At 67.7% G+C, this 24,664-nt stretch carries 26 protein-coding genes; 23 read left to right on the forward strand and 3 right to left on the reverse strand.

What is annotated here, in order from left to right; translation table 11 throughout:
* The first annotated feature begins 58 nt into the window (after positions 1-58).
* From QNO08_RS05555 to QNO08_RS05585, 7 genes are read left to right on the forward strand one after another with little or no spacing between them, the layout of a single operon-like run.
* Positions 59-868, forward strand: coding sequence for a tyrosine-protein phosphatase (locus QNO08_RS05555; RefSeq protein ID WP_229967607.1), 810 nt, complete (start codon positions 59-61; stop codon positions 866-868).
* A complete protein-coding gene (locus QNO08_RS05560) occupies positions 865-2,139 on the forward strand; it encodes a molybdopterin molybdotransferase MoeA (RefSeq protein ID WP_229967609.1) in 1,275 nt (424 codons plus the stop codon). The genes QNO08_RS05555 and QNO08_RS05560 overlap by 4 nt, the downstream gene beginning before the upstream one ends.
* Positions 2,140-2,165: 26 nt before the next feature.
* Complete coding sequence (gene moaC / locus QNO08_RS05565) at positions 2,166-2,654, forward strand: cyclic pyranopterin monophosphate synthase MoaC (protein ID WP_229967611.1); 489 nt, start codon at positions 2,166-2,168, stop codon at positions 2,652-2,654.
* The gene (locus tag QNO08_RS05570; protein ID WP_229967613.1) at positions 2,651-3,160 is read left to right on the forward strand and encodes a MogA/MoaB family molybdenum cofactor biosynthesis protein; all 510 of its coding nucleotides are present in this window, start codon (positions 2,651-2,653) and stop codon (positions 3,158-3,160) included. The genes moaC and QNO08_RS05570 overlap by 4 nt, the downstream gene beginning before the upstream one ends.
* On the forward strand, positions 3,150-3,626 hold the full coding sequence (locus tag QNO08_RS05575; protein ID WP_229967615.1) for a molybdenum cofactor biosynthesis protein MoaE: 477 nt from the start codon (positions 3,150-3,152) through the stop codon (positions 3,624-3,626). The genes QNO08_RS05570 and QNO08_RS05575 overlap by 11 nt, the downstream gene beginning before the upstream one ends.
* A gap of 16 nt (positions 3,627-3,642) precedes the next feature.
* Positions 3,643-4,401 (forward strand): 4-hydroxy-tetrahydrodipicolinate reductase, encoded by a 759-nt coding sequence (gene dapB / locus QNO08_RS05580; protein ID WP_229967617.1) that lies wholly within the window; start codon positions 3,643-3,645, stop codon positions 4,399-4,401.
* A gap of 8 nt (positions 4,402-4,409) precedes the next feature.
* Complete coding sequence (locus QNO08_RS05585) at positions 4,410-4,874, forward strand: hypothetical protein (RefSeq protein WP_229967619.1); 465 nt, start codon at positions 4,410-4,412, stop codon at positions 4,872-4,874.
* 26 nt (positions 4,875-4,900) lie between these two features.
* Here QNO08_RS05585 and QNO08_RS05590 read toward each other — a convergent pair whose 3' ends face one another.
* A complete protein-coding gene (locus QNO08_RS05590; protein WP_229967621.1) occupies positions 4,901-6,067 on the reverse strand; it encodes a heparan-alpha-glucosaminide N-acetyltransferase domain-containing protein in 1,167 nt (388 codons plus the stop codon).
* Positions 6,068-6,173: 106 nt separating this feature from the next.
* On the opposite strand from QNO08_RS05590, the gene dapA reads away from it, so the two are divergent.
* The 6 genes from dapA to QNO08_RS05620 all read left to right on the forward strand — a co-directional run bounded on the left by dapA (position 6,174) and on the right by QNO08_RS05620 (position 13,523).
* A complete protein-coding gene (gene dapA, locus QNO08_RS05595) occupies positions 6,174-7,106 on the forward strand; it encodes a 4-hydroxy-tetrahydrodipicolinate synthase (protein WP_229967622.1) in 933 nt (310 codons plus the stop codon).
* 5 nt (positions 7,107-7,111) lie between these two features.
* A complete protein-coding gene (locus QNO08_RS05600) occupies positions 7,112-8,803 on the forward strand; it encodes a ribonuclease J (RefSeq protein ID WP_229967623.1) in 1,692 nt (563 codons plus the stop codon).
* 102 nt (positions 8,804-8,905) lie between these two features.
* Complete coding sequence (locus QNO08_RS05605) at positions 8,906-11,842, forward strand: FtsK/SpoIIIE family DNA translocase (protein WP_229967625.1); 2,937 nt, start codon at positions 8,906-8,908, stop codon at positions 11,840-11,842.
* Positions 11,843-11,861: 19 nt separating this feature from the next.
* On the forward strand, positions 11,862-12,464 hold the full coding sequence (gene pgsA / locus QNO08_RS05610) for a CDP-diacylglycerol--glycerol-3-phosphate 3-phosphatidyltransferase (protein ID WP_229967627.1): 603 nt from the start codon (positions 11,862-11,864) through the stop codon (positions 12,462-12,464).
* Positions 12,461-12,946, forward strand: coding sequence for a CinA family protein (locus QNO08_RS05615; protein WP_229967630.1), 486 nt, complete (start codon positions 12,461-12,463; stop codon positions 12,944-12,946). The genes pgsA and QNO08_RS05615 overlap by 4 nt, the downstream gene beginning before the upstream one ends.
* Before the next feature lie 151 nt (positions 12,947-13,097).
* The gene (locus tag QNO08_RS05620; RefSeq protein ID WP_269439241.1) at positions 13,098-13,523 is read left to right on the forward strand and encodes a helix-turn-helix domain-containing protein; all 426 of its coding nucleotides are present in this window, start codon (positions 13,098-13,100) and stop codon (positions 13,521-13,523) included.
* A gap of 143 nt (positions 13,524-13,666) precedes the next feature.
* On the opposite strand, the gene QNO08_RS05625 is transcribed toward QNO08_RS05620, so the two are convergent.
* Positions 13,667-14,140: a MarR family winged helix-turn-helix transcriptional regulator gene (locus QNO08_RS05625; RefSeq protein ID WP_229967634.1), complete on the reverse strand. Its 474-nt coding sequence runs from the start codon at positions 14,138-14,140 to the stop codon at positions 13,667-13,669.
* 144 nt (positions 14,141-14,284) lie between these two features.
* Between QNO08_RS05625 and QNO08_RS05630 the strand changes: the two genes are divergently transcribed.
* The 10 genes from QNO08_RS05630 (at position 14,285) to dapF (ending at position 23,924) form a co-directional block, all read left to right on the forward strand.
* On the forward strand, positions 14,285-14,506 hold the full coding sequence (locus tag QNO08_RS05630; protein WP_229967636.1) for a DUF3046 domain-containing protein: 222 nt from the start codon (positions 14,285-14,287) through the stop codon (positions 14,504-14,506).
* Between the two features lie 220 nt (positions 14,507-14,726).
* Entirely contained in the window at positions 14,727-15,779 is a 1,053-nt protein-coding gene (gene recA / locus QNO08_RS05635) for a recombinase RecA (RefSeq protein WP_229967638.1), read from the forward strand.
* Between the two features lie 5 nt (positions 15,780-15,784).
* Entirely contained in the window at positions 15,785-16,369 is a 585-nt protein-coding gene (locus tag QNO08_RS05640) for a regulatory protein RecX (protein ID WP_229967641.1), read from the forward strand.
* 57 nt (positions 16,370-16,426) lie between these two features.
* The gene (locus tag QNO08_RS05645; protein ID WP_269439242.1) at positions 16,427-17,758 is read left to right on the forward strand and encodes a coiled-coil domain-containing protein; all 1,332 of its coding nucleotides are present in this window, start codon (positions 16,427-16,429) and stop codon (positions 17,756-17,758) included.
* A gap of 81 nt (positions 17,759-17,839) precedes the next feature.
* Positions 17,840-18,742 (forward strand): aggregation-promoting factor C-terminal-like domain-containing protein, encoded by a 903-nt coding sequence (locus tag QNO08_RS05650; protein WP_229967643.1) that lies wholly within the window; start codon positions 17,840-17,842, stop codon positions 18,740-18,742.
* Between the two features lie 291 nt (positions 18,743-19,033).
* Positions 19,034-19,369, forward strand: a complete 336-nt coding sequence (locus QNO08_RS05655) for a PadR family transcriptional regulator (RefSeq protein WP_229967645.1) — start codon at positions 19,034-19,036, stop codon at positions 19,367-19,369.
* Positions 19,369-20,349, forward strand: coding sequence for a permease prefix domain 1-containing protein (locus QNO08_RS05660; RefSeq protein WP_229967647.1), 981 nt, complete (start codon positions 19,369-19,371; stop codon positions 20,347-20,349). The genes QNO08_RS05655 and QNO08_RS05660 overlap by 1 nt, the downstream gene beginning before the upstream one ends.
* A gap of 107 nt (positions 20,350-20,456) precedes the next feature.
* Entirely contained in the window at positions 20,457-21,980 is a 1,524-nt protein-coding gene (miaB, locus tag QNO08_RS05665) for a tRNA (N6-isopentenyl adenosine(37)-C2)-methylthiotransferase MiaB (RefSeq protein ID WP_284016071.1), read from the forward strand.
* 7 nt (positions 21,981-21,987) lie between these two features.
* Positions 21,988-22,962, forward strand: a complete 975-nt coding sequence (gene miaA / locus QNO08_RS05670) for a tRNA (adenosine(37)-N6)-dimethylallyltransferase MiaA (protein ID WP_229967648.1) — start codon at positions 21,988-21,990, stop codon at positions 22,960-22,962.
* Positions 22,963-22,982: 20 nt separating this feature from the next.
* Positions 22,983-23,924, forward strand: a complete 942-nt coding sequence (dapF, locus tag QNO08_RS05675) for a diaminopimelate epimerase (protein WP_229967735.1) — start codon at positions 22,983-22,985, stop codon at positions 23,922-23,924.
* A gap of 117 nt (positions 23,925-24,041) precedes the next feature.
* Here the strand turns inward: dapF and QNO08_RS05680 are convergent, their stop codons facing one another.
* Positions 24,042-24,653 (reverse strand): class I SAM-dependent methyltransferase, encoded by a 612-nt coding sequence (locus QNO08_RS05680; protein WP_229967650.1) that lies wholly within the window; start codon positions 24,651-24,653, stop codon positions 24,042-24,044.
* Positions 24,654-24,664: the final 11 nt, after the last annotated feature.

A 24,664-nucleotide genomic window follows, 5' to 3' on the forward strand; every position in this document is an offset into this window, starting at 1 on the left:
GTTCCGCTCCGGAGCGCAACCCGTGCCGGCCCGAAACCCCATGCGCTAAGGTCGGTCTGTGACGATCTCCACTCTGGAAGGCACCGTAAACTTCCGCGACGTCGGCGGCCTGCCGCTGACCGGTGGCGGCACAACCGCCCCGGGCGTTCTCTACCGTTCCGACGCGCTCAGCGCCCTCACCCCGCGCGGGCTGGAGTCCCTGGCCCGTTCGGGCATCGAGGTGATCGCTGATTACCGCACCCCGGCGGAACAACAGATGGCACCGGACCGGCTGCCGCCGGCACGGGCCTTCACCACTGTTGGTTTGCCCCTGTTCGAGGGAGCCTTCAGCGGGTTCGCCCAGGATGAATTGCAGCGCGCCAACCTCGCGGGCGATTCCGCCGCGGCAGCGCAGGCCGTCAAAGCCGCAGTGGCCAAGCTGCCCACCCTGGCCGGGATCTACGCCGGGATGCTGCGGGACGGGGGCGCTGTGTTCGCCGAGACCGCCCGCCGGGTGGCAGCGTCTCCGAACGGCTCGGGCACGCTGGTGCACTGCACCGCGGGCAAGGACCGCACCGGGGTGGCCGTTGCATTGATCCTCAGCGCCGTCGGCGTCGAACCGGAGGCCGTGGCAGCGGACTATGAGCGCAGTGAAGCAAACCTCGCAGGGGAATGGACGGACCGGATGCTCGGCATGATAGCCGGCATGGGCGTGCCGATGACTGACGACGTCGTCACCCTGGTCACCCGTGCGCCCCGGGATGCCATTACCGCCGCGCTGGAGTGGGTCTCCGCACAACACGGCGGCGCCGCGGAATATCTGCTGGCCGGCGGACTGTCGACTGCCGAACTGGAACTGCTGGGCCGGCGGCTGCGGGCACGGCCGTGACCCGAACGGTTGAGGAACACCAACAAGCCGTCCTTCGGCTGCTGGAACGCCCGCAAGCACCCGTGCGCACCGAAACCCGGGAGCTGGTGCGTGCCGCAGGGCGGGTCTTGGCAGCGGATGTTCGTGCGCCGCGGAGCCTTCCGCCCTTCGATAACTCGCAGATGGACGGTTATGCGGTCCGCGCCGCGGATCTGGCCGCCTCCGGCGCCGCGGCTCCGGTCTGCTCCGGCGGCGCAACAGCCGCGCTGCCGGTCACGACGCCGATTCCCGCGGGGATAGCGGCCCCGGCGCTGCCGCCGCGCGCCGCCGCCCCGATCATGACCGGGGCCATGCTGCCCGCCGGTGCGGACGCCGTCGTGCCCATCGAACGTGCCGTGCCCGCGGCCTTCTTTTCCGAACGGGAACTGCCCGGAGCCACCGTTCGCCTTCCCGCGGAAGTGGCCGCCGGTGAATACGTCAGGGCAGCGGGCAGCGACATCCGTGCCGGTGCGGTGGCGCTGACGGCGGGAACGCGGCTGGGCGCAGCCCAGCTGGGCCTGCTGGCGGCACTGGGCATTCCGGCTGTTGAGGTTCGTGCACCGTTCCGCGTACTGCTCCTCAGCACCGGGGACGAAGTGGTGGAACCCGGCCGGCCGCTGGCGCCGGGGCAGATCCACGACGCCAACACCACGCTGCTGGCCGTGAGCCTGCAGGAAGCGGGCGCCGAGGTGGTCCGTTCCCGGATCGTTGCCGACTCGCCGGAGGTGTTCCTGTCCCGGCTTCGCGACGATCTGGCCCGGCACGCCGTGGACCTGGTCCTGACGTCCGGAGGAATCAGCAAGGGCGCCTACGAGGTGGTGCGGCTCGCCCTGGACACCGACGGCGTGCAGTTCCTGTCCGTGGCCATGCAGCCCGGCGGACCCCAGGGGATCGGGACCGTGGACGGAGTGCCGTTCCTCGGATTCCCCGGCAACCCGGTGAGCTCGCTGGTGTCGTTCGAGATGTTCCTGCGGCCGGCGCTCGGGACGCTGACCGGCCGGCCCGCGCCCCGCCCGCAGGTCCCTGCCCTGCTGGCGGAGGACGCCGTCAGCCCGCCCGCCAAGCACCAGGTGCGGCGCGGCCGCTACTTCCCGCCCGCCGAACCCGGTGCCCGTGGCCGGGTGGAGCTGATCGGCGGGGCCGGCTCGCACCTGGTCCATGCCCTGGCCTCCTCGAATGCCCTGGTGCACCTTCCGGCCGGGGTGGAAACGGTTCCGGCCGGCGCGGAAGTGGCAGTATGGCTGTTGGACTAACCGCATCCGCAACAAGGAGTATTTTCATGACCGGCACCGACGGGCAGCAGCCCGGGCTTACCCACGTCCGTGAGGACGGCTCCGCCCACATGGTGGATGTCTCCGCCAAGACCGAGACCACCCGGGTCGCCACGGCCTCCGCGCGGCTGCGGACCACCGCCGAGGTCGTGAAGCTGGTGTCCGACGGCGGCCTGCCCAAGGGCGACGCGCTGGCCGTGTCCCGGATCGCCGGGATCATGGGTGCCAAGCAGACCTCCACGCTGATACCGCTGTGCCATCCGCTGCCGCTGACCAAGGTGACCGTGGACTTTGAGCCCGGGGACACCGACGTCGTCATTGTTGCCACGGTCAAAACCAAGGCGCTGACCGGTGTGGAGATGGAAGCCCTGACCGCCGTTTCGGTGGCGGCGCTGACCCTGTACGACATGATCAAGGCAGTGGACAAGCACGCCTCCATCACCGACATCCAGGTGCTCGCCAAATCCGGCGGCAAGAGCGGAGACTGGGCGCTATGAGCCCCCGGCCCGCAGCGCCGCAGCAGCCGCCCCGCCGCACGGCCGGCGTCCTGATCGCCTCCACGCGCGCAGCCCGCGGCGTCTATGAAGACGAGTGCGGGCCGCTGGCCGCCGACTGGCTCTACGCCCTGGGCTTCGACGTCGTGCTGGCCGAGGTGGTGCCCGACGGCCCCGCCGTGGGGGAGTCGCTGCGGAAAATGCTCGCCCTCGGACCGGCGGTGATCCTGACCAGTGGCGGAACCGGGCTGTCGCCCACTGACTCCACCCCGGAGCAGACGCTGCCGCTGCTGGACCGGCAGGTTCCGGGCATTATGGAGGCGCTGCGCGCCGACGGCCGCACCAAGACCCCCATGGCCGCCATCAGCCGCGGCTACGCCGGCACGGCCGGCTCCACGTTCATCGTGAACCTCCCCGGTTCACCGGGAGCCGTGGCGGACGGGCTTGCGGTGCTGGAACCGATCATCGGGCACATCTGCGGGCAGATGGAGGGACGCAATGAGCACTGACCGCAGCGCACGCGGGGGCGCCGCAGCCGGCGCCTCGGAAGTGGTCAACGCGACCGTCTCGGACCTGCCGCTGAACGCCGACCACGCCTCCGGTGCCGCCTGGTCGCCCGAGTGCGGTGCCGTGGTGGGCTTCAGCGGCATTGTCCGCAACCACGACGGCGGACGCGGCGTCGCGAGCCTGGCCTACAGTGCGCATCCCTCGGCGGAGCAGGTCATCGCCGACGTTGCGGCGGATATTGCCGGCAGGTACGACGGCGTGCGGATCTGGGTCGGGCACCGCACCGGTCCGCTGCAGATCGGCGAGGCAGCGCTGGTGGCTGCCGTGGCCGCAGCACACCGCGGGGTTGCCTTCGCCGCCTGCTCGGAGCTGGTGGACACGGTCAAGGAACGCGTTCCGATCTGGAAGGAACAGGGCTTCAGCGACGGGACCTCCGAGTGGGTGGGTGTCAGCGACGCTCCGCAGTGACCGGTAATCTGGGGATATGACTGAGCAACTCGCCGTAGCGGTCCTCGGGGCCGGCGGCCGCATGGGATCCGAAGCCGTCCGAGCCGTCGAAGCGGCGCCCGACCTGAAACTGGTGGCCGCCCTGGGCCGCGGGGATTCCCTCGAGACGCTCGTCTCCGCCGGCGCGCAGTACATCGTGGACCTCACGGTTCCGGACAGCACCGAAGCCAACGTCCGCTTCGCTGTCGAGCACGGGATGCACGCCGTCGTCGGCACCACCGGCTGGGACGCGGCACGACTGGACCGGCTCTCCGCGCTGCTGGAGGCCCATCCCGGCACCGCAGTGCTGATTGCCCCGAACTTCGCGCTCGGCTCGGTGCTCGCCACGGCGTTTGCCGCCAAGGCCGCCCGCTACTTCGAGTCGGTGGAAGTCATTGAACTGCACCACCCGGACAAGATCGACGCCCCCTCCGGCACCGCGGTGCGCACCGCGCAGCTGATTGCCGAGGCCCGCGCCGACGCCGGAGTGGAACCGTCACCGGATGCCACCACCAAGGAAGTTCCCGGTGCCCGCGGCGCCGACATCGACGGCGTGCGCGTCCACGCCGTCCGGCTGCGCGGTCTGGTGGCGCACCAGGAGGTGCTGCTCGGCGGTGCGGGGGAGCAGCTGACCATCCGCCACGATTCGTTTGACCGGGCATCCTTCATGCCCGGCGTCCTGCTGGGACTGCGGAAAGCCGCAGCCCATCCCGGCCTGACCGTCGGTCTTGACGGCTACCTCAACCTGAACGACTAAGGAACACGTTGTCTTTTTTTACCGGGCTTTTCCGTAACAAAGCCAAGATCGGCGTCCTGCTGATCACCGTCCTGCTGGCTTTCTACCTGGCGATTGTCTTCCAGCGCGGCTGGACCCTGCTGAACGCCGATGAACTCAGCGCGAAGGCACTCGGCGTGGCGTACCTGGTGCTGCCGATCGTGGGCGCGTGGGCACTGATCCGCGAGCTGCAGTTCGGCGGGCGCACCGAGAAGATGGCGCACATCCTCGCCGACGAGGGCGGACTGCCGGTGGACAACCTGCCGCGCACCCCCGCCGGCCGGATCATCCGGGAAGCAGCCGACGCCGAGTTCCCCAAGTACCAGGCCGAGGTTGAGGCCGAGCCGGAGTCCTGGCGCGCCTGGTTCCGGCTTTCCTGCGCATACGACGCCGCGGGGGACCGCAAGCGCGCCCGCAACGCCATGCGCCAGGCCGGCAAGCTCTACACGCCGTAGCCCGCTCCTCAGAGGGACCCGGCGGGCTACTTGCCGGTCCGCGACCCGTGCCGCGCCAGCTGCGAGGCTCCGTGCGTCACCATCTCCAGCGGACCCCGCGACCCGAGCCGGACGAAGGCGATGCCGATGCCCGCCGCCAGGACGGCCGAAATCCAGAACAGCCACACCGGCTCCGGCGGTTCCGGCAGCGCATCGGTAACGGACATGACCCAGACGTGCAGGCTGTACAGGGTCAGCGTCATGGCGCCGGCGGCCGAGAGCGGCAGCAGCAGGTTCGGCCGCGCGCGGGTCAGGAGCAGGCACACGCCGACGACGGCGGCCGCGATGCCTGCGCTGTGCAGCAGGTCCAGCGGGCCGCCCGAGTGCGGCCCGCTCACGGCCAGCCACCACCAGGAACCGGTCTGCTCCACACCGGCCAGGTTCACGTCCATCATCCTGGCCAGCGGCCAGAGGCGGCCGGATGCGGTCTCCTCCAGGGCGGCCAATCCGCCCCGGTCGAACAGCAGGTAATAGCTGAGGAACTTTGCTCCGGCGGCGGCAACAATTCCGGCGGCAACCAGCCCAACCTGGGCCGTGATCTCGCCGAGCCGGAGCCGTCCGATCACCATCCCGATCAGCAGGTAGCTCAGCCACTGCAGCGCCGGATAAAAGCCGGTAAAGAGCACGTCAACCAGCAGGGTCGCCGGCTGCAGGAAGGACTCCCACGTGATGTTCGTGTCCAGGGTCGACGGGTCGATGGCGGCGTAGATCCACGGCCGGACCAGATAGGCCAGCACGGGGGAGAGCAGCAGCCAGACGACGGCCCAGAGCGCGAGCTTGGGCAGGCGCATACCCACGAACGGCAGTGCCAGCAGGAACAGGATGCCGTAGTGGAAGAGGATGACGGCGATGGAGGTCTCCAGACCGCCGAGCGCCAGGCCCACGAGCGCGATGATCAGCGCCCGCATCGCGATGCCCCGCCGATCCGCTGACAGCGCCCGTCCGGACCGCGGCTGGCTGCCGCCGGTGAGCAGCGCGAGGCCTATGCCGGCCACCACCGCGAACAGTGCCGAGGAGCGTCCGGAGAACACCAGGCCCACCCAGGACGGCTCACCGGTCTGCTCGTCGTAGAGGGGAAAGATGTGGGTCGCCATCATGCCCAGAAGCGCTGCGCCCCGGGCCGCATCGATGCCCGTAAGCCGCCGTCCGATCATGATCTGATCGTCTCACAGCGGAGGCGGGCGGCGTGCAGTGCACTTCAGGCCCCGATCGGGCTCCGGCGTTGTTCCAACGGCGCAGGGACCGGGTAACGTTTTACCCATGGTTGACTCTGATACTCGTGTACTCCCGTTTGGAACCCTCGTCACGGCAATGGTGACACCGTTCACCGAGGACGGAGCCGTGGACTTTGACGCCACGGCGAAACTCGCCAACAAGCTGGTCGAAGACGGGTGTGACGGCCTTGTGGTTTCCGGAACCACGGGTGAAACCTCCACTCTGGAGGACAGCGAAAAGGAAGACCTGTTCCGCGTCGTCGCCGAAACCGTGGGAGGCCGCGCCAAGGTCATCGCCGGCACCGGCACCAACCACACGTCCCACTCGGTGGAGATGGCCCGCCGCGCGCTGCGGGCCGGCGCCGACGCCCAGCTGGTCGTGACGCCGTATTACAACAAGCCCACGCAGGCCGGCGTCGTCGGGCACTTTGAAGCCGTGGCCGCTGCCACAGACCTGCCGATCATGGTTTACGACATCCCCGGCCGCGCCGGCATCGCGATCTCCACCGACACCATGATCCGGCTCGCCAACATTCCCGCCGTCATGGCCCTGAAGGACGCGAAGGCGGATTTCGCCGCCATCACGCAGGTGCTCGCCAACACCAACCTTGACGTCTACGCCGGCGACGACGGCCTGACCCTGCCGTGGATGGCCGCCGGAGCCGTGGGCGTCGTCAGCGTCACCGCCCACGTGGCCACCGCGCAGTTCCGTGCGCTGGTCGACGCCGCCGCCGCCGGAGACTTCGCCACCGCCCGGCGGATCCACTTCGAACTGGACCCCCTGGTGCGCGCCGTCATGACCCACATTCCCGGAGCCGTCTCCGCCAAGCAGATCCTGGCCATGCAGGGAGTCATTCCCAGCGCGGCGGTCCGGCTGCCGCTGGTCGCACCGGACGCCATCGAAATGGAAACCGTCCTGACGGATCTGGCCGAGGCCGGCTGGGACTTCTCCTCGACCAGCTCCTACGACAAGGCATAAGCACCATGACTGAAACCGCAGTCTCCGCGCTGAGCACCCCGCCCGCCCTGGAAGAGGGCACCCTGAGGATCGTTCCCCTCGGCGGCCTCGGCGAGATCGGCCGCAACATGGCCGTCTTCGAAATCAACGGCAAGCTGCTGATCGTGGACTGCGGCGTCCTCTTTCCGGAGGAAACCCAGCCCGGTGTTGACCTGATCCTGCCGGACTTCTCCTACATCGAAGACCGGCTCGACGACGTCGTCGGCCTGGTCCTCACCCACGGCCACGAAGACCACATCGGTGCGGTGCCGTACCTGCTGCGCCTGAAGCAGGACATTCCGCTCATCGGTTCCCAGCTGACGCTGGCGCTGATCGAAGCCAAGCTGCAGGAACACCGGATCAAGCCCTTCACCCTCACCGTCACCGAGGGACAGGTGGAGCAGTTCGGCCCGTTCGAATGCGAATTCGTGGCCGTGAACCACTCCATTCCGGACGCCCTTGCCGTGTTCATCCGCACCGAGGGCGGCACCGTCCTGCACACCGGCGACTTCAAGATGGACCAGCTGCCGCTGGACGGACGGATCACTGACCTGCGCGCCTTCGCCCGGCTGGGCCAGGAGGGCGTGGACCTGTACATGGCCGATTCCACGAACGCCGACGTGCCCGGCTTCACCACCGCGGAGCGGGAGATCGGTCCGGTGCTGGAGGCGCTGTTCGGCAAGGTGAAGAAGCGCATCATCGTGGCGTCCTTCTCCTCCCACATCCACCGCGTGCAGCAGGTGTTGGACGCCGCGGCCGTGCATGGCCGCAAGGTCTGCTTCGTCGGCCGGTCCATGGTCCGCAACATGGCCATCGCCGAAAAGCTGGGCTACCTCAACGTGCCCGCCGGCATCCTGGTGGACCTGAAAAACGTTGACGACATGCCCGATGACCAGCTGGTGCTGATGTCCACCGGATCACAGGGCGAGCCGATGGCCGCCCTGTCCCGCATGGCCAACGGCGACCACCGGATCCGGGTCGGCCGGGGCGACACTGTCATCCTGGCCTCTTCCCTGATCCCGGGCAACGAAAACGCCGTCTTCCGGGTCATCAACGGCCTGATGAAGCTGGGCGCCGACGTGGTGCACAAGGGCAACGCCAAGATCCACGTCTCCGGCCACGCCTCGGCCGGCGAGCTGCTGTACACCTACAACATCCTGCAGCCCAAGAACGCGATGCCGGTGCACGGCGAAACCCGGCACCTGATCGCCAACGGCAAGCTGGCCGAAGCCACCGGGGTGCCCGCGCAGAACGTCATCCTGGCCGACGATGGCACAGTGGTGGACCTGCGCGACGGCAAGGCCCGGGTGGTCGGCGCGGTGGAGTGCGGCTTCGTCTACGTGGACGGCTCCAGCGTCGGCGAGATCACCGACACCGACCTCAAGGACCGCGTCATCCTCGGCGAGGAAGGCTTCATCTCGGTCATCACCGTGGTCAACCGCAGTACCGGCACCATCGTCTCGGGCCCGGAAATCCATGCCCGCGGCTTCGCCGAAGACGACGCCGTGTTCGACGAAATCAAGCCCAAGATCAGCGCCGCGCTGCAGGAGGCCGTCACCTCCAACAAGGACCACACCACTCACCAGCTGCAGCAGGTGGTCCGCCGGGTGGTGGGTACCTGGGTCAACCGCCGGCTGCGCCGCCGGCCCATGATCGTCCCGGTGGTCCTGGAGGCCTAAGCCGTCCAACTCCCGGGCACCCCGCCGGGACCGGGTGCCCCGGGGGCCGGACAGACGCGTAAATCCGCGGTTTGTCCGGCCCCATCGGGTACCGTGGAGCGTATGGCCACTCGTACTTCCCCTGCCGCACGCGGCGGTGCTTCCGGCCGGACCACCAGCCGGAACACCGGGGGCACCTCAGCAAAAACCTCCGGAAAAGCCCAGCCGCGGGGCAAGGCGACCAGCCGTTCGGGGGCCGCCGCCAAGGCGCAGGCCGACGCCGAACAGGTGCCGCTGCCGCTGCGCGCCATTCAGGGTGCATGGATGGGCATGGCCCGGCTGGCCGGTGCGGGCATCCGCAAACTCGGTGCCGACGTCGTTCCCGACCGGGACGTCCGCCGCGACGGAACCGGCTTCTTCCTGATCCTCACGGCGCTGGCCGTGGCCACCGTTGAGTGGTGGGCCCTGCGCGGTCCGGTGGCCGACGTCATCCATGCCGGTGCCGCCGGCACCTTCGGCTGGATGGCCGTCGTCTTGCCGTTCCTGCTCCTGACCGGGGCCGTGCGGCTGTTCCGCTACCCCGAACGGCACCACGCCAACAGCCGGATCAGCATCGGCCTGGTCCTGGTTCTATTTGCCGGCTCCGGCATCACTCACATCGTGGGCGGCTCGCCCGCGCTCTCTGACGGCTTCGACCGGCTGTGGGCCTCCGGCGGCATTGTCGGGTTCCTGGTGGCCGGCCCGCTGTCCGCGGCGCTGACCGAGTGGCCGGTGGCCATCCTGCTGGGGTTCCTGATTTTTGTGGGCCTGCTGATCATCACCGCCACCCCCTTCCGGCACATCCCGCTGCGCCTGCGCGGCCTGTACGAGCACCTCATGGGCCAGGACCTTGCCCCGGACGATCCCGAGGCCCACGACCAGAGCTACCTGTATGAACGCGATCAGCGTCCGGCCAAGGCTCCGAAGACTCCGAAAAAGAAGTCTCGGATGTTCAACCGCAGCTCCGATGAGGAGGCTGAATCCTCAGCCGAGGGCTTCGCCGGAGACGAGGCCTTTGAACGCGCCGTGCTTGCCGACGAAGACGAAGAGGCGCTAACCGCCGCGGCGGCCGAACCAGCCGTGCCGCCGGGCGTGCGCCGCCCCACCCGGTCCGAACTGGCCACCCAGAAGATCCGCCGCGCCCAGGGCCTGCCGGCCGGCGGTTTCGACGGCGCCGAGCCGCCCACCGAAGCCATCAGCATGGTTCCGGAGGCCGCCTCGGCCTTCCCCGTGACCGACGGCCTGCCGGCCGTAGCAGCCCTGCCGCCGGTCCCCGCCCGGACGGTCCGGAACCTCACCCCGGCCACCCCCATCCCGCAGCGCACCGAACAGCTGCAGCTCTCCGGCGACGTGACCTACACGCTGCCGCCGTCCGAGTTCCTGCCCGCCGGGCCGCCGGCGAAGGAGCGCTCGGAAGCCAATGACGCCGTCGTCGACGCCCTGACCAACACCCTGGACCAGTTCAAGGTCGAAGCCCACGTCACCGGCTTCAGCCGCGGCCCCACGGTCACCCGCTACGAGATCGAGCTGTCCCCGGGCACCAAGGTGGAGCGCGTCACCGCCCTGTCGAAGAACATTTCCTACGCGGTGGCGTCCTCCGACGTGCGCATCCTGTCGCCGATTCCGGGCAAGAGCGCCATCGGCATCGAAATCCCGAACGCCGACAAGGAAGTCGTGGCGCTGGGGGACGTGCTGCGTTCCAACGCCGCCCGCAAGACCGAACATCCCATGGTCATGGGCGTGGGCAAGGACGTGGAGGGCGGCTTCGTGGTGGCCAACCTGGCCAAGATGCCGCACCTGCTGGTGGCCGGAGCCACCGGCGCCGGCAAATCCTCCTTCGTGAACTCCATGATCACGTCCATCCTGATGCGTTCGACGCCGGATGAGGTGCGCATGGTGATGGTGGACCCGAAGCGCGTGGAGCTGACCGCCTATGAGGGCGTTCCGCACCTGATCACTCCGATCATCACCAATCCCAAGAAGGCCGCCGAGGCACTGCAGTGGGTGGTCCGCGAGATGGACACCCGCTACGACGACCTCGCGAACTTCGGCTTCAAGCACATCGACGACTTCAACAAGGCAGTGAAGCTGGGCAAGGTCATCCCGCCGGCCGGCTCCAAGCGCGTGGTCCGGGCCTATCCGTACCTGCTGGTCATCGTTGACGAGCTCGCCGACCTGATGATGGTCGCCCCGCGCGACGTCGAAGACTCGATCGTCCGCATCACCCAGCTCGCGCGTGCCGCCGGCATCCACCTGGTGCTGGCCACCCAGCGACCCTCGGTGGACGTCGTCACCGGCCTGATCAAGGCCAACGTGCCCTCGCGCATGGCGTTCGCGACGTCGTCGGTCACCGACTCCCGCGTGGTCCTGGACCAGCCGGGTGCCGAAAAGCTGCTGGGCCAGGGTGACGCCCTGTTCCTGCCGATGGGTGCCAACAAGCCGATCCGCGTCCAGGGCGCCTGGGTCACCGAATCGGAAATCCACCGCGTCGTTGAGCATGTCAAGGGCCAGCTGGGAGCCGTCTACCGCGAGGACGTCACGGTCACCGCGCCCAAGAAGCAGATCGAAGACGACATCGGCGACGACATGGACCTGCTGCTGCAGGCCACCGAACTGGTGGTCACCACGCAGTTCGGCTCCACCTCGATGCTCCAGCGCAAGCTGCGCGTCGGCTTCGCCAAGGCCGGGCGCCTGATGGACCTGCTGGAGTCGCGCGGCGTCGTCGGGCCCTCCGAAGGCTCCAAGGCACGCGACGTCATGGTCAAGCCCGACGATCTCGCTGCCACGCTGGCGGCGATCAGCGGCGGCGACGGCGCCAACGGCGCCAACGGTCCCGGCGCGGCCGAAACTGCGGCGCTGGCAGCGAATGCCAACGCCAACCACGGCTTCGAACCCGAGGGCCCGGTGGACCTGGTCGCCCAGGACCTGGAGAGCCGGAAGCAGTCCGCCGAGTATTACGACGGCGGTGAGGACGACGACGGGGACGGATCCGAGGACGCCTGGAAACTTACCGGCCACTGATTCCCGCTAGGCTGGAACAGTGAGCAACTCTACTTCCGGGAACGTCCCCGTCCTGAACATCGCCAACGTGCTGACGGTCATCCGCATCCTGATGGTTCCGCTGTTCATCTGGCTGCTGCTGGCCGATGAGGGCCGCGGCGAACTGTACCGCTGGCTGGCGGTGGCAACATTCGCCGTCGCCATCTACACCGACAAGCTCGACGGCGACCTCGCCCGCAGCCGCGGGCTGATCACCGACTTCGGCAAGATCGCTGATCCGATCGCCGACAAGCTCCTGATCGGCTCGGCCCTGGTCATGCTGTCAGCGCTGGGCGAGCTGTGGTGGTGGGTGACCATCGTGATCCTGATCCGGGAAATCGGCATCACGCTGCTCCGGTTCGTCGTGATTCGATACGGCGTCATGGCCGCGTCCCGCGGCGGCAAGCTCAAGACGGTCATCCAGACCTTGGCGATCTTCCTGCTGCTGCTGCCGCTGACTACCTGGCTGGGCGCATGGGCATGGTGGATCGGCGCGGTCGTCATGGCCGCCGCCCTCGTTGTCACTGTCGTCACCGGCGTGGACTATGTCATCCAGGCCGTGAAGCTTCGCCGCCGGGCACTGCAGAATCCGGGCAGCCGGTGAGCGCAGCCGCTCCCGACGCTGCCGCAGCAGTCTCCGCCGCCTCCGCGGCGGGCCTGACCCTGGCCACGGCGGAGTCACTGACCGCCGGCATGGTCGCCGCCGAGCTCGGCTCGGTTCCCGGTGCCTCCGCGGTGCTGCTGGGCGGAGTGGTGGCCTACGCCAACTCTGTGAAGAAAGAAGTCCTCGGTGTCGACGGCGGCCTGCTGGCCGCCGCGGGATCCGTCGATGCCGAGGTAGCCCGGCAGATGGCGGCCGGCGCCCGCCGGGTCCTGGCGGCGGACATCGGTATTTCCACCACCGGCGTCGCCGGACCGGAACCGCATGACGGCAAGCCCGTGGGCTGCGTGTTTATCGCCGTGGCCGGTCCGGAACAGACTCTGGTCCGGGAGTTTTCCTTTTCGGGGGACCGGGTGGCCATCCGCCGGCAGGCCTGCAACGAAGCACTTATACTGCTCGCCCGGGTCCTTGCGGCCCGTCCGTAACCGGGCGTCAGGAACGTGCCGGCGGGGCCGGGAACAAAACCCGGTGACGCTCAGTTGTTAGTATCAGGAACCGCCAAGGTTTCCGGACTAAGATCTTTAGATATCTGCGGTGCAGCCGCAGTCGGACCACATAGGGAGCAGGACGATACAGATGGTTAAGCAACCCGTATCCGTGAACGGCGTTATTCGCTGGCGGGATGTAGGGTTGGCGGAAGATGCACACCGGGAACCTAAGGAGCGCAAAATGGTTGTTCTTCGTCATGAAATTGGCGACGTACTGCGCGATGTCCGTCAGCGTCAGGGTCGCACCCTGCGCGAGGTATCGCACAGCGCACGCGTTTCACTTGGTTACCTCAGCGAGGTGGAACGGGGCCAGAAAGAAGCCTCGTCGGAACTTCTCTCCTCGATCTGCACCGCGCTGGACGTGCCCCTGTCTCTGATGCTTCGTGAGGTCAGCGACCGTGTGGCGAGTGCAGAGGGCATCGCCATACCCGACACCGTCCCATCCGAGTTCTCGCGCGAGTTTGCCCGCGAATTTCCGGATGACATGGCCCGGGATTTGGCCCGCACACCGTAGACCTACATCGGCAATGCTGTGGCTCCAAGGACAGCTTGCCTCCCGCACGATAAAAGACCCCGCCGGGAACGGCGGGGTCTTTTCTTGTCTGGATTCGGGGTGTCTGAGGGTTCGGATTTTCCGAAGGCCTGAGTACCCGGGCGTCAGCGTTCCCGTGCGTACGAGTCGTTGAGCTTGGTCAGCAGCGATCCGAGCTGCACCAGGTCCCCTTCATCCCAATCTTCCAGCAGGGTGCGGAACAGGTCCTTGCGGGCCGCCTGGGTTCTGGCCAGCGCCCGGGAGCCTTCCCGTGTCAGGGATATCGTCTGCGCCCGGCCGTCCTCGGGGTCGGCGTGCTTCTGCACAAGGCCGAGGCTTTCGAGCATGACGATCTGCCGGCTGACTGAGGGCTTGCCGATGCCGATGCTGGCGGCAATGTCGGTCAGGCGCATGGCCTTCTGCCGCTGCAGCAGCACCAGCAGCCCGTAGGCCGCCGGCTCCATGTCGGGGTGCACCTCGCGGGCCACCTTGTGCGAATTGGACCGGGCGCGGCGCCACAGCACCGACAGGGCATGTTCCAAGGTTTCGATGGCCGCTTCGTGCTGCCGGGGGTCTGGGGAGGATGCCTGCTCGGTCATGGACTCCATTCTAGGTCTCCGGGACGGAAGGAACCGGGGACGCGGCGGGAACACGGGCAGCAGAACAGCAGGTGTGGTCGAACTCCTCCGGCCGGCAACTGCGGCTGCCGTTGGAGAGGGCAGCGGGCGTGAGAAGATTAAGCGATGCGACTCAGTGATTTTTGGCGGCTTATGGACGACGAATTCGGTCCGGCCTACTCCCGGGTGCTGGCTTCGGACTTGGTGCTGGGATCCCTGGGCGGCAGGACAGCGACTGAAGCACTTAGCGGTGGAATCGAGCCCAAGGCCGTCTGGCTGGCGGTCTGTGACGTTCAGGACGTTCCGCCCGAACGCCGTCTGGGCCGGGACATCGCACCCAAGAAATAGCGGAACGAAGCATTTGGGCAGGGACACGCCGCAGCTGCTATTCGAATATCTGTTCGGACGCGGATATGCTCCTACACAAGGGTGAAACGACCGCAAAACCGGCCCTGGTATCCCCACGGCAGCCTGCTCCGCTGTTTTGTCAGTGCCGCCGCATATGGTCGTAGTTGAGCAGGACACCCGGCCTTCGGGCCACGTAAAACTCTAACAACCGAGGTGAAGAATGGCAGCAGCAGTCGACCGCGCAAAGGCTCTTGAAGCAGCGCTGGCCCAGATCGATAAGCAGTACGGCAAGGGCTCGATCATGCGGCTCGGAGACGAGGTCCGCGCTCCGGCAGAGACCATCTCCACCAGCTCAATCGCCCTGGACCTCGCGCTCGGCATCGGCGGACTTCCCCGCGGCCGCGTCGTCGAGATCTACGGTCCGGAATCCTCGGGTAAGACCACCCTGGCGCTGCACGTCGTCGCCAATGCGCAGAAGAACGGCGGCATCGCCGCGTTCATTGACGCCGAGCACGCCCTGGATCCCATCTACGCCGCCCGTCTGGGCGTTGACACCGATTCCCTCCTTGTTTCGCAGCCGGACACCGGCGAGCAGGCGCTGGAGATCATGGACATGCTGATCGGCTCCGGCTCCGTTGACGTGGTGGTCATTGACTCCGTGGCCGCGCTGGTTCCCCGTGCCGAAATTGAAGGCGACATGGGCGACAGCCACGTGGGTCTGCAGGCCCGTCTCATGAGCCAGGCGCTCCGAAAGATTGCCGGACGCCTGAGCCACACGAACACCACCGCCATCTTCATCAACCAGCTTCGCGAGAAGATCGGCGTCATGTTCGGAAGTCCGGAGACCACCACGGGCGGCAAGGCCCTGAAGTTCTACGCCTCCGTCCGCATCGACGTCCGCCGCATTGAAACGCTCAAGGAAGGCACGGTCCCGGTGGGTAACCGGACCCGCGCCAAGATCGTCAAGAACAAGATGGCCCCGCCCTTCAAGCAGGCCGAGTTCGACATCATCTACGGCACCGGCATTTCCCGCGAAGGCGGACTGATTGACATGGGCGTGGAGCACGGCTTCGTCAAGAAGTCCGGCGCCTGGTTCACCTACGACGGAGACCAGCTGGGCCAGGGCAAGGAAAACGCCCGCAAGTTCCTGCGGGACAACCCCGGCCTGACGGATGAGCTCGAACGCCGGCTGCGTGAAAAGCTCGGCATTGACGGCCCCGCCGAAGAAAAGCCGGCTGAGCCGAAGCTCAAGGCCGTTCCGAAGGACGCCTAGCCGCCATGCAGCAGGAGAACGGCGGGTTTCCCGAACCGGACGACTCATTCGGGGAACCCGCTGCCGCGCCGTCAGGGGAGCGGGAACGCGACCCTTACGGCGCGGCGCGAACCATCGTCCTGAGGCAGCTGACCAGTGCGCCGAAAAGCCGCCGCCAGTTGGCGGTGAAGCTGGCCGAGAAGGAAATCCCGGACGAGGTCGCGGCGGCGGTGCTGGACCGCTTTGAGGAAGTCCAGCTTGTGGACGATGCTGAGTTTGCCCGGATGTGGGTGGCCAGCCGCTCCCGGTCCAAGTCCCTCGCGCGGGGTGCGCTGAAGCGTGAACTTGCCGAGAAGGGCATCACCGGGGACCTGGCCGAGGACGCACTCGAGCAGGTCAGCGATGAGGACGAGCTGGAGTCGGCCCGCGCGCTTGCCCGGCGCCGGCTCCAGGCCTCTGCGGATCTGACCGATCGGGCGGCGCGGGACAAGCAGGCCCGGCGGCTGGTCTCCATGCTGGCCCGCAAGGGTTACTCCCCGTCGGTCGGTTACCGGGTGGCCAACGAAATCATCGGGGATGTGCTGGACCAGCAGCCGGAAGACGCCTGGTAAGAAACTGCCCTGGGAATCACGGGCCAATACGGCACCGGTGCCGTATGCTGAGCCTCGATGTTGACTATGTTGCTGCCGGGGAAGAAGTTCACTCTCGTTTCCTTCGGTTCCGTGTTGCTGACCGGCGTGCTTGCTGCCACGGTCCTCACTGCTGTGCCCGCCGCCGCGGCGGATTTCCCCTCGTGGGAAGAGGTGGAGCAGGCGAAGCACAGCCTCCAGGCGACAGAGGGGCAGGCCGCCGAAATTGAAGTGCTGCTCGGGGAGCTGTCCGCCGATGCCGGCAGTCTGGGGAACGCCGCGGTGCAGGCTTCAGCGGATCACCAGCGGGCCGCCGAGGAAGCGGAAACCAACAAACGAGCCCTCGATGTTCTTGCCGCGCAGCGGATTGAAGCCGCCGGATCGGCCCGGGAGCTCTCTGAACAGATGGGCGCCCTGGCGGCACAGACCTACAAGACCGGCGGAATGGATTCCAGTCTGCTGATGCTCCTGGACGCCGATGCCGCCGTCGGTGCGATGGATCGGCTCACCACGCTTCAGGGCATTACTGACCGCACCGGCAGTCTCCACGCCGAGGCTTCCGCGGCCGCCAACGTGCTGCACAGTCTCGAAGAGCGGGAGGCCGCAGCAGTGCAGGCACGGGAGGAATCAGCGGCAAAGTCCCTGCAGCTGCTCGCCGATGCGGAGGCGGCGGCAGCCACGGCGGAGGCGGCCGTGCGCGAGCAGGAGGAACGCAGCGCTGTGCTGCTGGCCCAGCTTGCCGACCTCCGTGACACCAGCGTGCAGCTCGAAGAAGAACGGCTGCGGGGTTTGCAGGCCGAAGAGGCCTTCCGGGAGCAGCAGGAGGCGCGGGAAGCGGAAGCCGCTGCCCGGGAGGCTGATCGGAAGCGGGACCAGGACCAGGACAGCGGCCGCGGCGGCCTGACCCCGCCGCCGGTGGAGGAGAGCCCAGGCCGGGTGATCATTCCCACACCTTCGCCGGAGGTCCCACAACCCAGTCCTGTCGCTCCCGCCCCTCCTACACTGCCTGTCCCACCGGCCCCGAAGCCGGCGCCGGCGCCTGCACCTGGTCCTGGTCCTGTTGATGATCCCGTCGGTGCCCAGGCCTACGCCGCCGGCCGGCTGAGTGCATTCGGCTGGGGGCAGGACCAGCAGCGGTGCTTGGTCAACCTGTGGCAGCGGGAATCCGGCTGGCGGACCAGCGCCCACAATCCCTCCAGTGGCGCCTACGGCATCCCGCAGTCCATGCCCGGGAACAAAATGGCTGCGGTCGGAGCCGACTGGCGCACCAACTACCGGACGCAGATCGAGTGGGGACTGGGCTACATCAGCGACCGGTACGGCAGTCCCTGTGCCGCCTGGCAGCATTCCGAGGACAAAAACTGGTATTAAAACCGGTTCCGACTCACCTGTCAATCGGATTGTTACGAAGCCGAAACGGTTCCCAGAATCCGTCTGTACGGTCTCGGTCCTATGACTTCCCCCCACAAGAACGCTCCCGGACGCCGTGAAATCACTCAGGAACGCCGGCGTTCCCGCAACCGCAACCTGCGCGTCGGTGCCGTCGCCGTCGCCGGTTCGCTGGCCTTTTTCGGCGTCGCCGGTGCATCCGTCCAGAATGACCAGCTGCGCGCCAGCCTCGTGAGCCTTACATCGCCCACTCACGGCGCCACCTCTGACGAATCCCCGGCTGAGACGCCGGCTCCGTCGGAAGCTCTCGAGGCTGCCGACGCTCCCGGAGCTCCCGAAGCTGCCGAAGCTGCCGACGAGGACCGCGAAGCCCGCGAAAAGGCGGACTCGGAAGCTGCCGCCGCTGAGGCCAAGGCGGCTGAAGAGGCTTCAGCTGCCGAAACAAAGGCTGCCGAGGAAGCCGCCGCGGCGGCCGCCCGGGCGGCTGAAGAGGCTTCGGCTGCCGAGACAAGGGCTGCCGAAACAAGGGCTGCCGAAGAGCAGGCCCGTGCGGCCGCTGAGCAGGAAGCCGCGGCAAGGGCAGCAGCCGATGCCGCAGCATCACGCGCCGCGGAAGAAACGGCAGCTGCTGAGGCCGCCGCTGCCGCCGTGCCCGTGAATGATCCCGCCGGGGCCAAGGCCTATGCTCAGTCTGCCCTTGCGGGCCACGGATGGGCCGCCTCGGAAATGACCTGCCTGAACACGCTCTGGGAGAAGGAATCCAACTGGGAGACCAGCGCCACCAACGCCAGCAGCGGCGCGTACGGCATCGTCCAGTCGCTTCCGGCCGAGAAGATGGCCTCCTCGGGCGCGGACTACCTCACCAACTACAAGACGCAGATCAACTGGGGCCTGGACTACATCGAGTCCCGTTACGGAAGCCCCTGCTCGGCACTGAATTTCCACTACGCGAACAACTGGTACTAAGCACTCAATCCTGATATTCGCACTGGTTCCCACCCTGCGTGACGGGTGTGGCTCCTGTGACCACCCAGGCCACAGACGGCAACAGACGGTGGGAACCAGTGTGCGGGCTGGGGGGCCGGATCCGTGGTTCAGCCATCGGTGAGTCAGTGCGGGGTTGGCGTCGGGGCGGGGGTCCCCTGCTGGTTGATGTGGGGGAGTCCGGGGTCGGCTGCGGAGGACTGAGGGCATGAAGTGAAACTCTGTGGGGCTGGCCTATTGCAATAGTGTGCTTCACACACCATAGTGTTTGTCATGGACGAAGAACTGCTGGGCGGACACCTCCAGGAACTGCGCCGCGGAACCGTGGTGCTGGCCTGCCTGTCCATCCTCAAACACCCCGGTTACGGCTACGGACTCCTTGAGGCCCTGAACCGGGCCGGGTTTGCCGTCGAGGCCAATACGCTCTATCCGTTGCTGCGCCGCCTGGAGAAGCAGGGCCTGCTGACCAGTTCCTGGAACACAGAGGAAGCTCGGCCGCGGAAGTTCTACACGACCAGCGCACAGGGCAGGGAAATGCTGGACCTGCTGCTGCAGGACTGGGACGACCTTCATGCCTCCATCCGCCAGCTCAATGAAGGAACACGATGATGAGCACCCTCACTGACCGCTATGTCTTCGCAGCCCTCAAATCCATTCCCGATGAGCAGCGCGGTGATATCGACCGGGAGTTGCGTGCCTCGATCACCGACGCCGTCGACGCCCGGATCGGCGCCGGCCAGGCACCCGCTGACGCGGAGAACACCGTATTGTCCGAGTTCGGAGACCCGCGGCGGCTGGCCGCGCGCTACGCCGACCGCCCGCTGTACCTGATCGGCCCGGACCTCTTCCTGGACTGGTGGCGTCTGCTGAAAATGCTGCTCCTCATTGTGGCGCCCCTGGCGTTCGTGGCTACCGTCGTCGTCCGGATGGCCACCGACCCGAGTGATCCGGCGGCAGCCTTCGGTGCCGCATTGAGTGCCTCGCTCAACGCACTGATGCAACTGGCCTTCTTTGTCACCCTCGTGTTTGCCATCATCGAGCGCACCGGAACCCGGCGCAAGGATCTGGGCCTGCAGCCGTGGACACCGGAAAAGCTGCCGCCGATGCAGCGGCACAACCGGATCTCGCTGGGCGACACGATTGCCGCAGTAGTCCTCTCGGCCTTCTTCATCGGGCTCCTGCTCTGGCAGCGCGTCGGATCGCTGCTGTTCCTGGCGGGCGAGCCCGTACTTGTGCTGCAGCAACACCTCTGGAACTTCTGGCTGCCCTGCGTCATCGCCGTGCTGGTCCTTGAGGCCGTCTTCGCCGTCGTGCTCTACGTGGCCGGACGCTGGACATATGCCTTTGCCGCAGCCAACACCGGGCTGGCGCTGCTGTTCATGGTTCCGGCGCTGTGGCTGCTGGCGACCGGCCAGGTCTTTGACTGGTCATTCCTGTCCGCCGTGGACTGGGGTGCGAATGCGGGCACCTGGATCGCCGGTGTCACTGCGGCCGGGGTGCTGATTATCGGCCTGTGGGACATCGCCGACGGTTTCCGGAAAGCCTGGAAAACCAGCCGCGAGGATGCGGTCACGCCGGCATCCTCCTAGCGGCCGCCGGAAGCGCCGGAAGGAGAATTCCGTCCGGCGCGTTTCGGTACTTTCGTGGATTGGAGCCGCGGCCAGCCGCCCCGCCCCGCGGCAGGTACCCTAGGAATGTGAGCTTGACTGTATCTTCCCCGTCCCCCGCTGAGCATCTGCAGCACCCGCGCACCTACCAGGTCCGGACCTTCGGCTGCCAAATGAACGTCCACGATTCGGAGCGCATTTCCGGCCTGCTGGAAAACGCCGGTTACGTGCCCGCCCCCGGTGACGAGGCCGACGTCGTCGTCTTCAATACCTGCGCGGTGCGCGAGAACGCTGACAACAAGCTCTACGGGAACCTGGGCATGCTCGCCCATGTGAAGGAAACACGCCCCGGCATGCAGATTGCGGTGGGCGGATGCCTGGCGCAGAAGGACCGCGACACCATCCAGCGGAAGGCACCCTGGGTTGACGCCGTCTTCGGCACGCACAACATTGGCTCGCTGCCGGCCCTGCTGGAGCGGGCCCGCCACAACAACGAGGCGCAGCTGGAAATCCTGGAATCCCTCGACGTTTTCCCCTCCACGCTGCCCACCCGGCGCGACTCCGTCTACGCGGGCTGGGTTTCCATCTCCGTGGGCTGCAACAACACCTGCACGTTCTGCATCGTTCCGGCGCTCCGGGGCAAGGAACGCGACCGCCGGCCCGGCGACATCCTCGCCGAGATCTCCGCACTGGTCGACGACGGCGCCATCGAAGTCACGCTGCTGGGACAGAACGTGAATTCCTACGGGGTGGAGTTCGGAGACCGCGGGGCGTTCGCCAAGCTGCTGCGCGCCTGCGGCGACATCGAAGGCCTGGAACGGGTGCGCTTCACCAGCCCGCATCCCGCTGCGTTCACCCAGGACGTGATCGACGCGATGGCTGAAACGCCGAACGTGATGCCGCAGCTGCACATGCCGCTGCAGTCCGGCTCCGACAAGGTCCTCAAGGACATGCGCCGCTCCTACCGGTCCAAGAAGTTCCTGGGCATCCTGGACAGCGTCCGCGAGCGCATGCCGCATGCCGCCATCTCCACCGACATCATCGTGGGGTTCCCGGGCGAAACGGAGGAGGACTTCGCCGCAACGCTCGACGTCGTGGAACGGTCCCGCTTCGCCACCGCCTTCACCTTCCAGTATTCCAAGCGCCCCGGCACACCCGCCGCGGAGCTGCCGGACCAGCTGCCCAAGGAAGTGGTCCAGGAACGCTTCGAACGCCTGACCGCCCTGCAGGACCGCATCGCGGCCGAAGAGAACGCCAAACAGGTGGGCACCACCGTGGAGGTAATGGTCACTGCGGGATCGGGCCGCAAGTCCGACGAGACCGGCCGCCTGTCCGGACGTTCCCGGGACCAGCGCCTGGTGCATTTCTCCGTCCCCGAGGGCAGCCCGGTGCCGCGCCCGGGTGACCTGGTCACCGTGCCGATCACCTCAGCGGCCTCCTTCCATCTGGTTTCGGATCCGGCTTCAGCCGCGGATTACGCCCTGCGCCGCTCGCGCGCCGGAGATGCCTGGGACCGGTCGCAGGCCGATTCCTGCGGCGTCCCCGCACCCGGGACCGCCGGCGGAAAACCCGGCGTCTCGCTGGGCATGCCGACGCTGCCTCCGCGCTCCTAGTCCCCGGATGAGCACCCTGCCTTCCGGCCCCGCCGCGCCCGACGACGGCGCCCGCAGCGAGCACGCAGCCGACGACGGCGCCCGCACGCGTCCGGTGGTCGCCGTCGTCGGGCCCACCGGCTCCGGCAAGTCCGATCTGGGTGTCGCCCTGGCCCTGGAACTCGGCGGTGAAGTGATCAACGCCGACGCCATGCAGTTCTACCGGGGCATGGACATCGGCACCGCGAAAATCAGCGTGGCCGAGCGCCGCGGCGTCCCGCACCACTTGCTGGACATCATGGACGTGACCGAGGAAGCGAGCGTCTCGGCCTTCCAGGCGCAGGCCCGCGCCCTGATTGCTGACATTCGATCCCGCGGCCGCTATCCGATCCTGGTGGGCGGGTCCGGCCTGTACGTCAGGGCCGCCCTGGATGTCCTGGAATTTCCCGGCACCGATCCGCTGCTCCGGGCCGACCTCGAGCGGGAGCTCGCTGCCGACGGCCTGGAAGCACTGCGCCTGCGGCTGCGGGAGGTGGATCCGGTGTCCGCCGACCGGCTCGGCGACGGCCGGCGCGTGGTCCGCGCCCTGGAAGTCCATCGGCTCACCGGACGGCCGTTCAGCTCCTTCATGCCCACCCGAGAGTACTTCCAGCCCGCGGTGCAGGTGGGCTTGAGCGTGGAACGCAGCCTGCTGCACCGGCGGCTGGCCGCCCGCGTGGACAGGATGGTTGAGCAGGGCCTGCTCGCCGAAGTGGAAGCCCTGGCGGCCCGCGGACTGCGGGAAGGCAGGACGGCCGGGCGGGCCCTGGGCTATTCGCAGTTCCTGCAGGTGCTCGACGGCGAATCCACCGTGGAGCAGGCCGCGGAACAGACGGTGGTGGCCACCCGGCAGTTTGCCCGCCGCCAGCTGACCTGGTTCCGGGCCGATCCGCGGATCACCTGGCTGGACTGGGACGACCCCGAACTGACCGCCCGGGCCGCCGCCGCTATCCTTGAACAGTGAACACAGAGCTCTCAGCCCCCTTGTCCGATTCCGGGTTATCCGATTCCGGCCTGCCCGCCTCCCTGGCCGGCCTTCCCTTCGCCAAAGGCCACGGCACCGGCAATGACTTTGTCCTGGTGGCCGACCCCGGCGGGGAGCGCGACCTTACCGCCGCCGAAGTGGCCGCGCTGTGCGACCGGCACCGCGGCATCGGCGCCGACGGCTTCATCCGGGCGATCCGCTCGGCCCAGCTGCCCGAGGGCCAGGCCGTGCTGCAGAGCGACCTCACGGCTGAATGGTTCATGGATTACCGCAATTCGGACGGCAGCGTGTCGGAGATGTGCGGCAACGGCGTCCGGGTGTTTGTGCATTTCCTGCTCGCCGAGGGCCTTGTCGAGCTGGGCGAGGGGGAGACCCTGACCATCGGGACCCGCGCCGGCACCAAGACCGTCACCCGGGTGGACAGCGGCTACGCCGTTGACATGGGCCCGTGGGAGTTCCTTGACCCCGATTCCGCCGCCGCCAAGGCCATGGATGCCGTGGTCAACGCCGACGGCCTGGAGGTTCCCCGCCCCGGACTGTCCGTCAGCATGGGCAATCCGCACACCGTGGTGGCGCTGGCCGAACTGACCGAACTCGCGGCCACCAGCCTCGCCGCCGCACCGTCGGTGCAGCCGGAACCGGAGCACGGCACCAACGTGGAATTCGTGGTGCCCGCCGATCCGCTGGTCGTGGACGGCGTGGGCCTGCTGACCATGCGCGTGCATGAACGCGGCGTGGGGGAGACCCTCTCCTGCGGCACCGGGGCCTGCGCCGCCGCCGTCGCCACCCGGTTCTGGGCCGGCCGGGACGCCCCGAACGAATGGGCGGTCACGGTGCCCGGCGGCGTCGTCGGCGTCCGCTTCCTGACCGCCGAGGACGGCCGCGAACACGTGGAACTCAGCGGGCCGGCAGTCCTCGTGGCGCGCGGCACGCTGCTCTAGCGGGCACCGCTTTATTCCGGGGCGCAGCTGGAACCGCGCCCCGGAATAAAGCGTTCCGGGCCGCGGTTGTAGCGGTCATGGGAGTTACTCCCGGCGGATGGCCGGCATCCGGCCGTCTTAGGGTTTGCGCTGAACCTTGAGGATCCGGAAGGACTTGGCAGTGCTGTGGCGGGAGACGGAATAGCCGGCGCCCAACTGGTCGGCGATCCACTTCTGCAGCGAATCGGCGCCCAGGTTTTTCTGCACCACCAGCCACGCGGTTCCTTCGGGAGCCAGACGCGGAAGCCATAGCAGCAGCAGGGCATGCAGCTCGTCCTTGCCGATGCGGATGGGCGGATTGGACCAGATGGTGTCAAACCTCAGGTCCGGATCGACCTCTTCCGGACGGGATGCAGTGACGTTGGCCAGGCCCAGAGCGGCGGCATTGTCGCGGGTCAGGGCCAGGCAGCGTTCGTTGACGTCCACGGCGAACACCCGCGCCGCGGGGGACTTCAGCGCCATGGTGAGCGCGATAGGACCCCAGCCGCAGCCGATATCCAGCAAGTTGCCGGCGGGGGAAGGATCGGGAACCTCGTCCAGGAGGACCACGGTTCCCTTGTCGATGGCATCGGGACTGAAGATCCCGCCGGAGGTCACGAGCGTACGGTCGAGGCCGCCGAGAGTGACACGGAGCGGCCTGCGGACCTCGGGGCCCGAGGGCTGTGAACTGAAGTAATGGTCTGAACCCATAACAAACCAGA

Source organism: Arthrobacter sp. zg-Y820, from assembly GCF_030142155.1.
In the GTDB taxonomy this organism is placed as follows: Bacteria; Actinomycetota; Actinomycetes; order Actinomycetales; family Micrococcaceae; genus Arthrobacter_B.

Coding starts and splice junctions, on each gene's coding strand:
- moaC (WP_229967611.1), top strand. CDS start 2,166: ATGACCGGCACCGACGGGCAGCAGCCCGGGCTTACCCACGTCCGTGAG.
- QNO08_RS05570 (WP_229967613.1), top strand. CDS start 2,651: ATGAGCCCCCGGCCCGCAGCGCCGCAGCAGCCGCCCCGCCGCACGGCC.
- QNO08_RS05575 (WP_229967615.1), top strand. CDS start 3,150: ATGAGCACTGACCGCAGCGCACGCGGGGGCGCCGCAGCCGGCGCCTCG.
- dapB (WP_229967617.1), top strand. CDS start 3,643: ATGACTGAGCAACTCGCCGTAGCGGTCCTCGGGGCCGGCGGCCGCATG.
- QNO08_RS05590 (WP_229967621.1), bottom strand. CDS start 6,067: ATGATCGGACGGCGGCTTACGGGCATCGATGCGGCCCGGGGCGCAGCG.
- dapA (WP_229967622.1), top strand. CDS start 6,174: ATGGTTGACTCTGATACTCGTGTACTCCCGTTTGGAACCCTCGTCACG.
- QNO08_RS05600 (WP_229967623.1), top strand. CDS start 7,112: ATGACTGAAACCGCAGTCTCCGCGCTGAGCACCCCGCCCGCCCTGGAA.
- QNO08_RS05605 (WP_229967625.1), top strand. CDS start 8,906: ATGGCCACTCGTACTTCCCCTGCCGCACGCGGCGGTGCTTCCGGCCGG.
- QNO08_RS05620 (WP_269439241.1), top strand. CDS start 13,098: ATGGTTAAGCAACCCGTATCCGTGAACGGCGTTATTCGCTGGCGGGAT.
- QNO08_RS05625 (WP_229967634.1), bottom strand. CDS start 14,140: ATGACCGAGCAGGCATCCTCCCCAGACCCCCGGCAGCACGAAGCGGCC.
- QNO08_RS05630 (WP_229967636.1), top strand. CDS start 14,285: ATGCGACTCAGTGATTTTTGGCGGCTTATGGACGACGAATTCGGTCCG.
- recA (WP_229967638.1), top strand. CDS start 14,727: ATGGCAGCAGCAGTCGACCGCGCAAAGGCTCTTGAAGCAGCGCTGGCC.
- QNO08_RS05640 (WP_229967641.1), top strand. CDS start 15,785: ATGCAGCAGGAGAACGGCGGGTTTCCCGAACCGGACGACTCATTCGGG.
- QNO08_RS05645 (WP_269439242.1), top strand. CDS start 16,427: ATGTTGACTATGTTGCTGCCGGGGAAGAAGTTCACTCTCGTTTCCTTC.
- QNO08_RS05650 (WP_229967643.1), top strand. CDS start 17,840: ATGACTTCCCCCCACAAGAACGCTCCCGGACGCCGTGAAATCACTCAG.
- QNO08_RS05655 (WP_229967645.1), top strand. CDS start 19,034: ATGGACGAAGAACTGCTGGGCGGACACCTCCAGGAACTGCGCCGCGGA.
- QNO08_RS05660 (WP_229967647.1), top strand. CDS start 19,369: ATGAGCACCCTCACTGACCGCTATGTCTTCGCAGCCCTCAAATCCATT.
- miaA (WP_229967648.1), top strand. CDS start 21,988: ATGAGCACCCTGCCTTCCGGCCCCGCCGCGCCCGACGACGGCGCCCGC.
- QNO08_RS05680 (WP_229967650.1), bottom strand. CDS start 24,653: ATGGGTTCAGACCATTACTTCAGTTCACAGCCCTCGGGCCCCGAGGTC.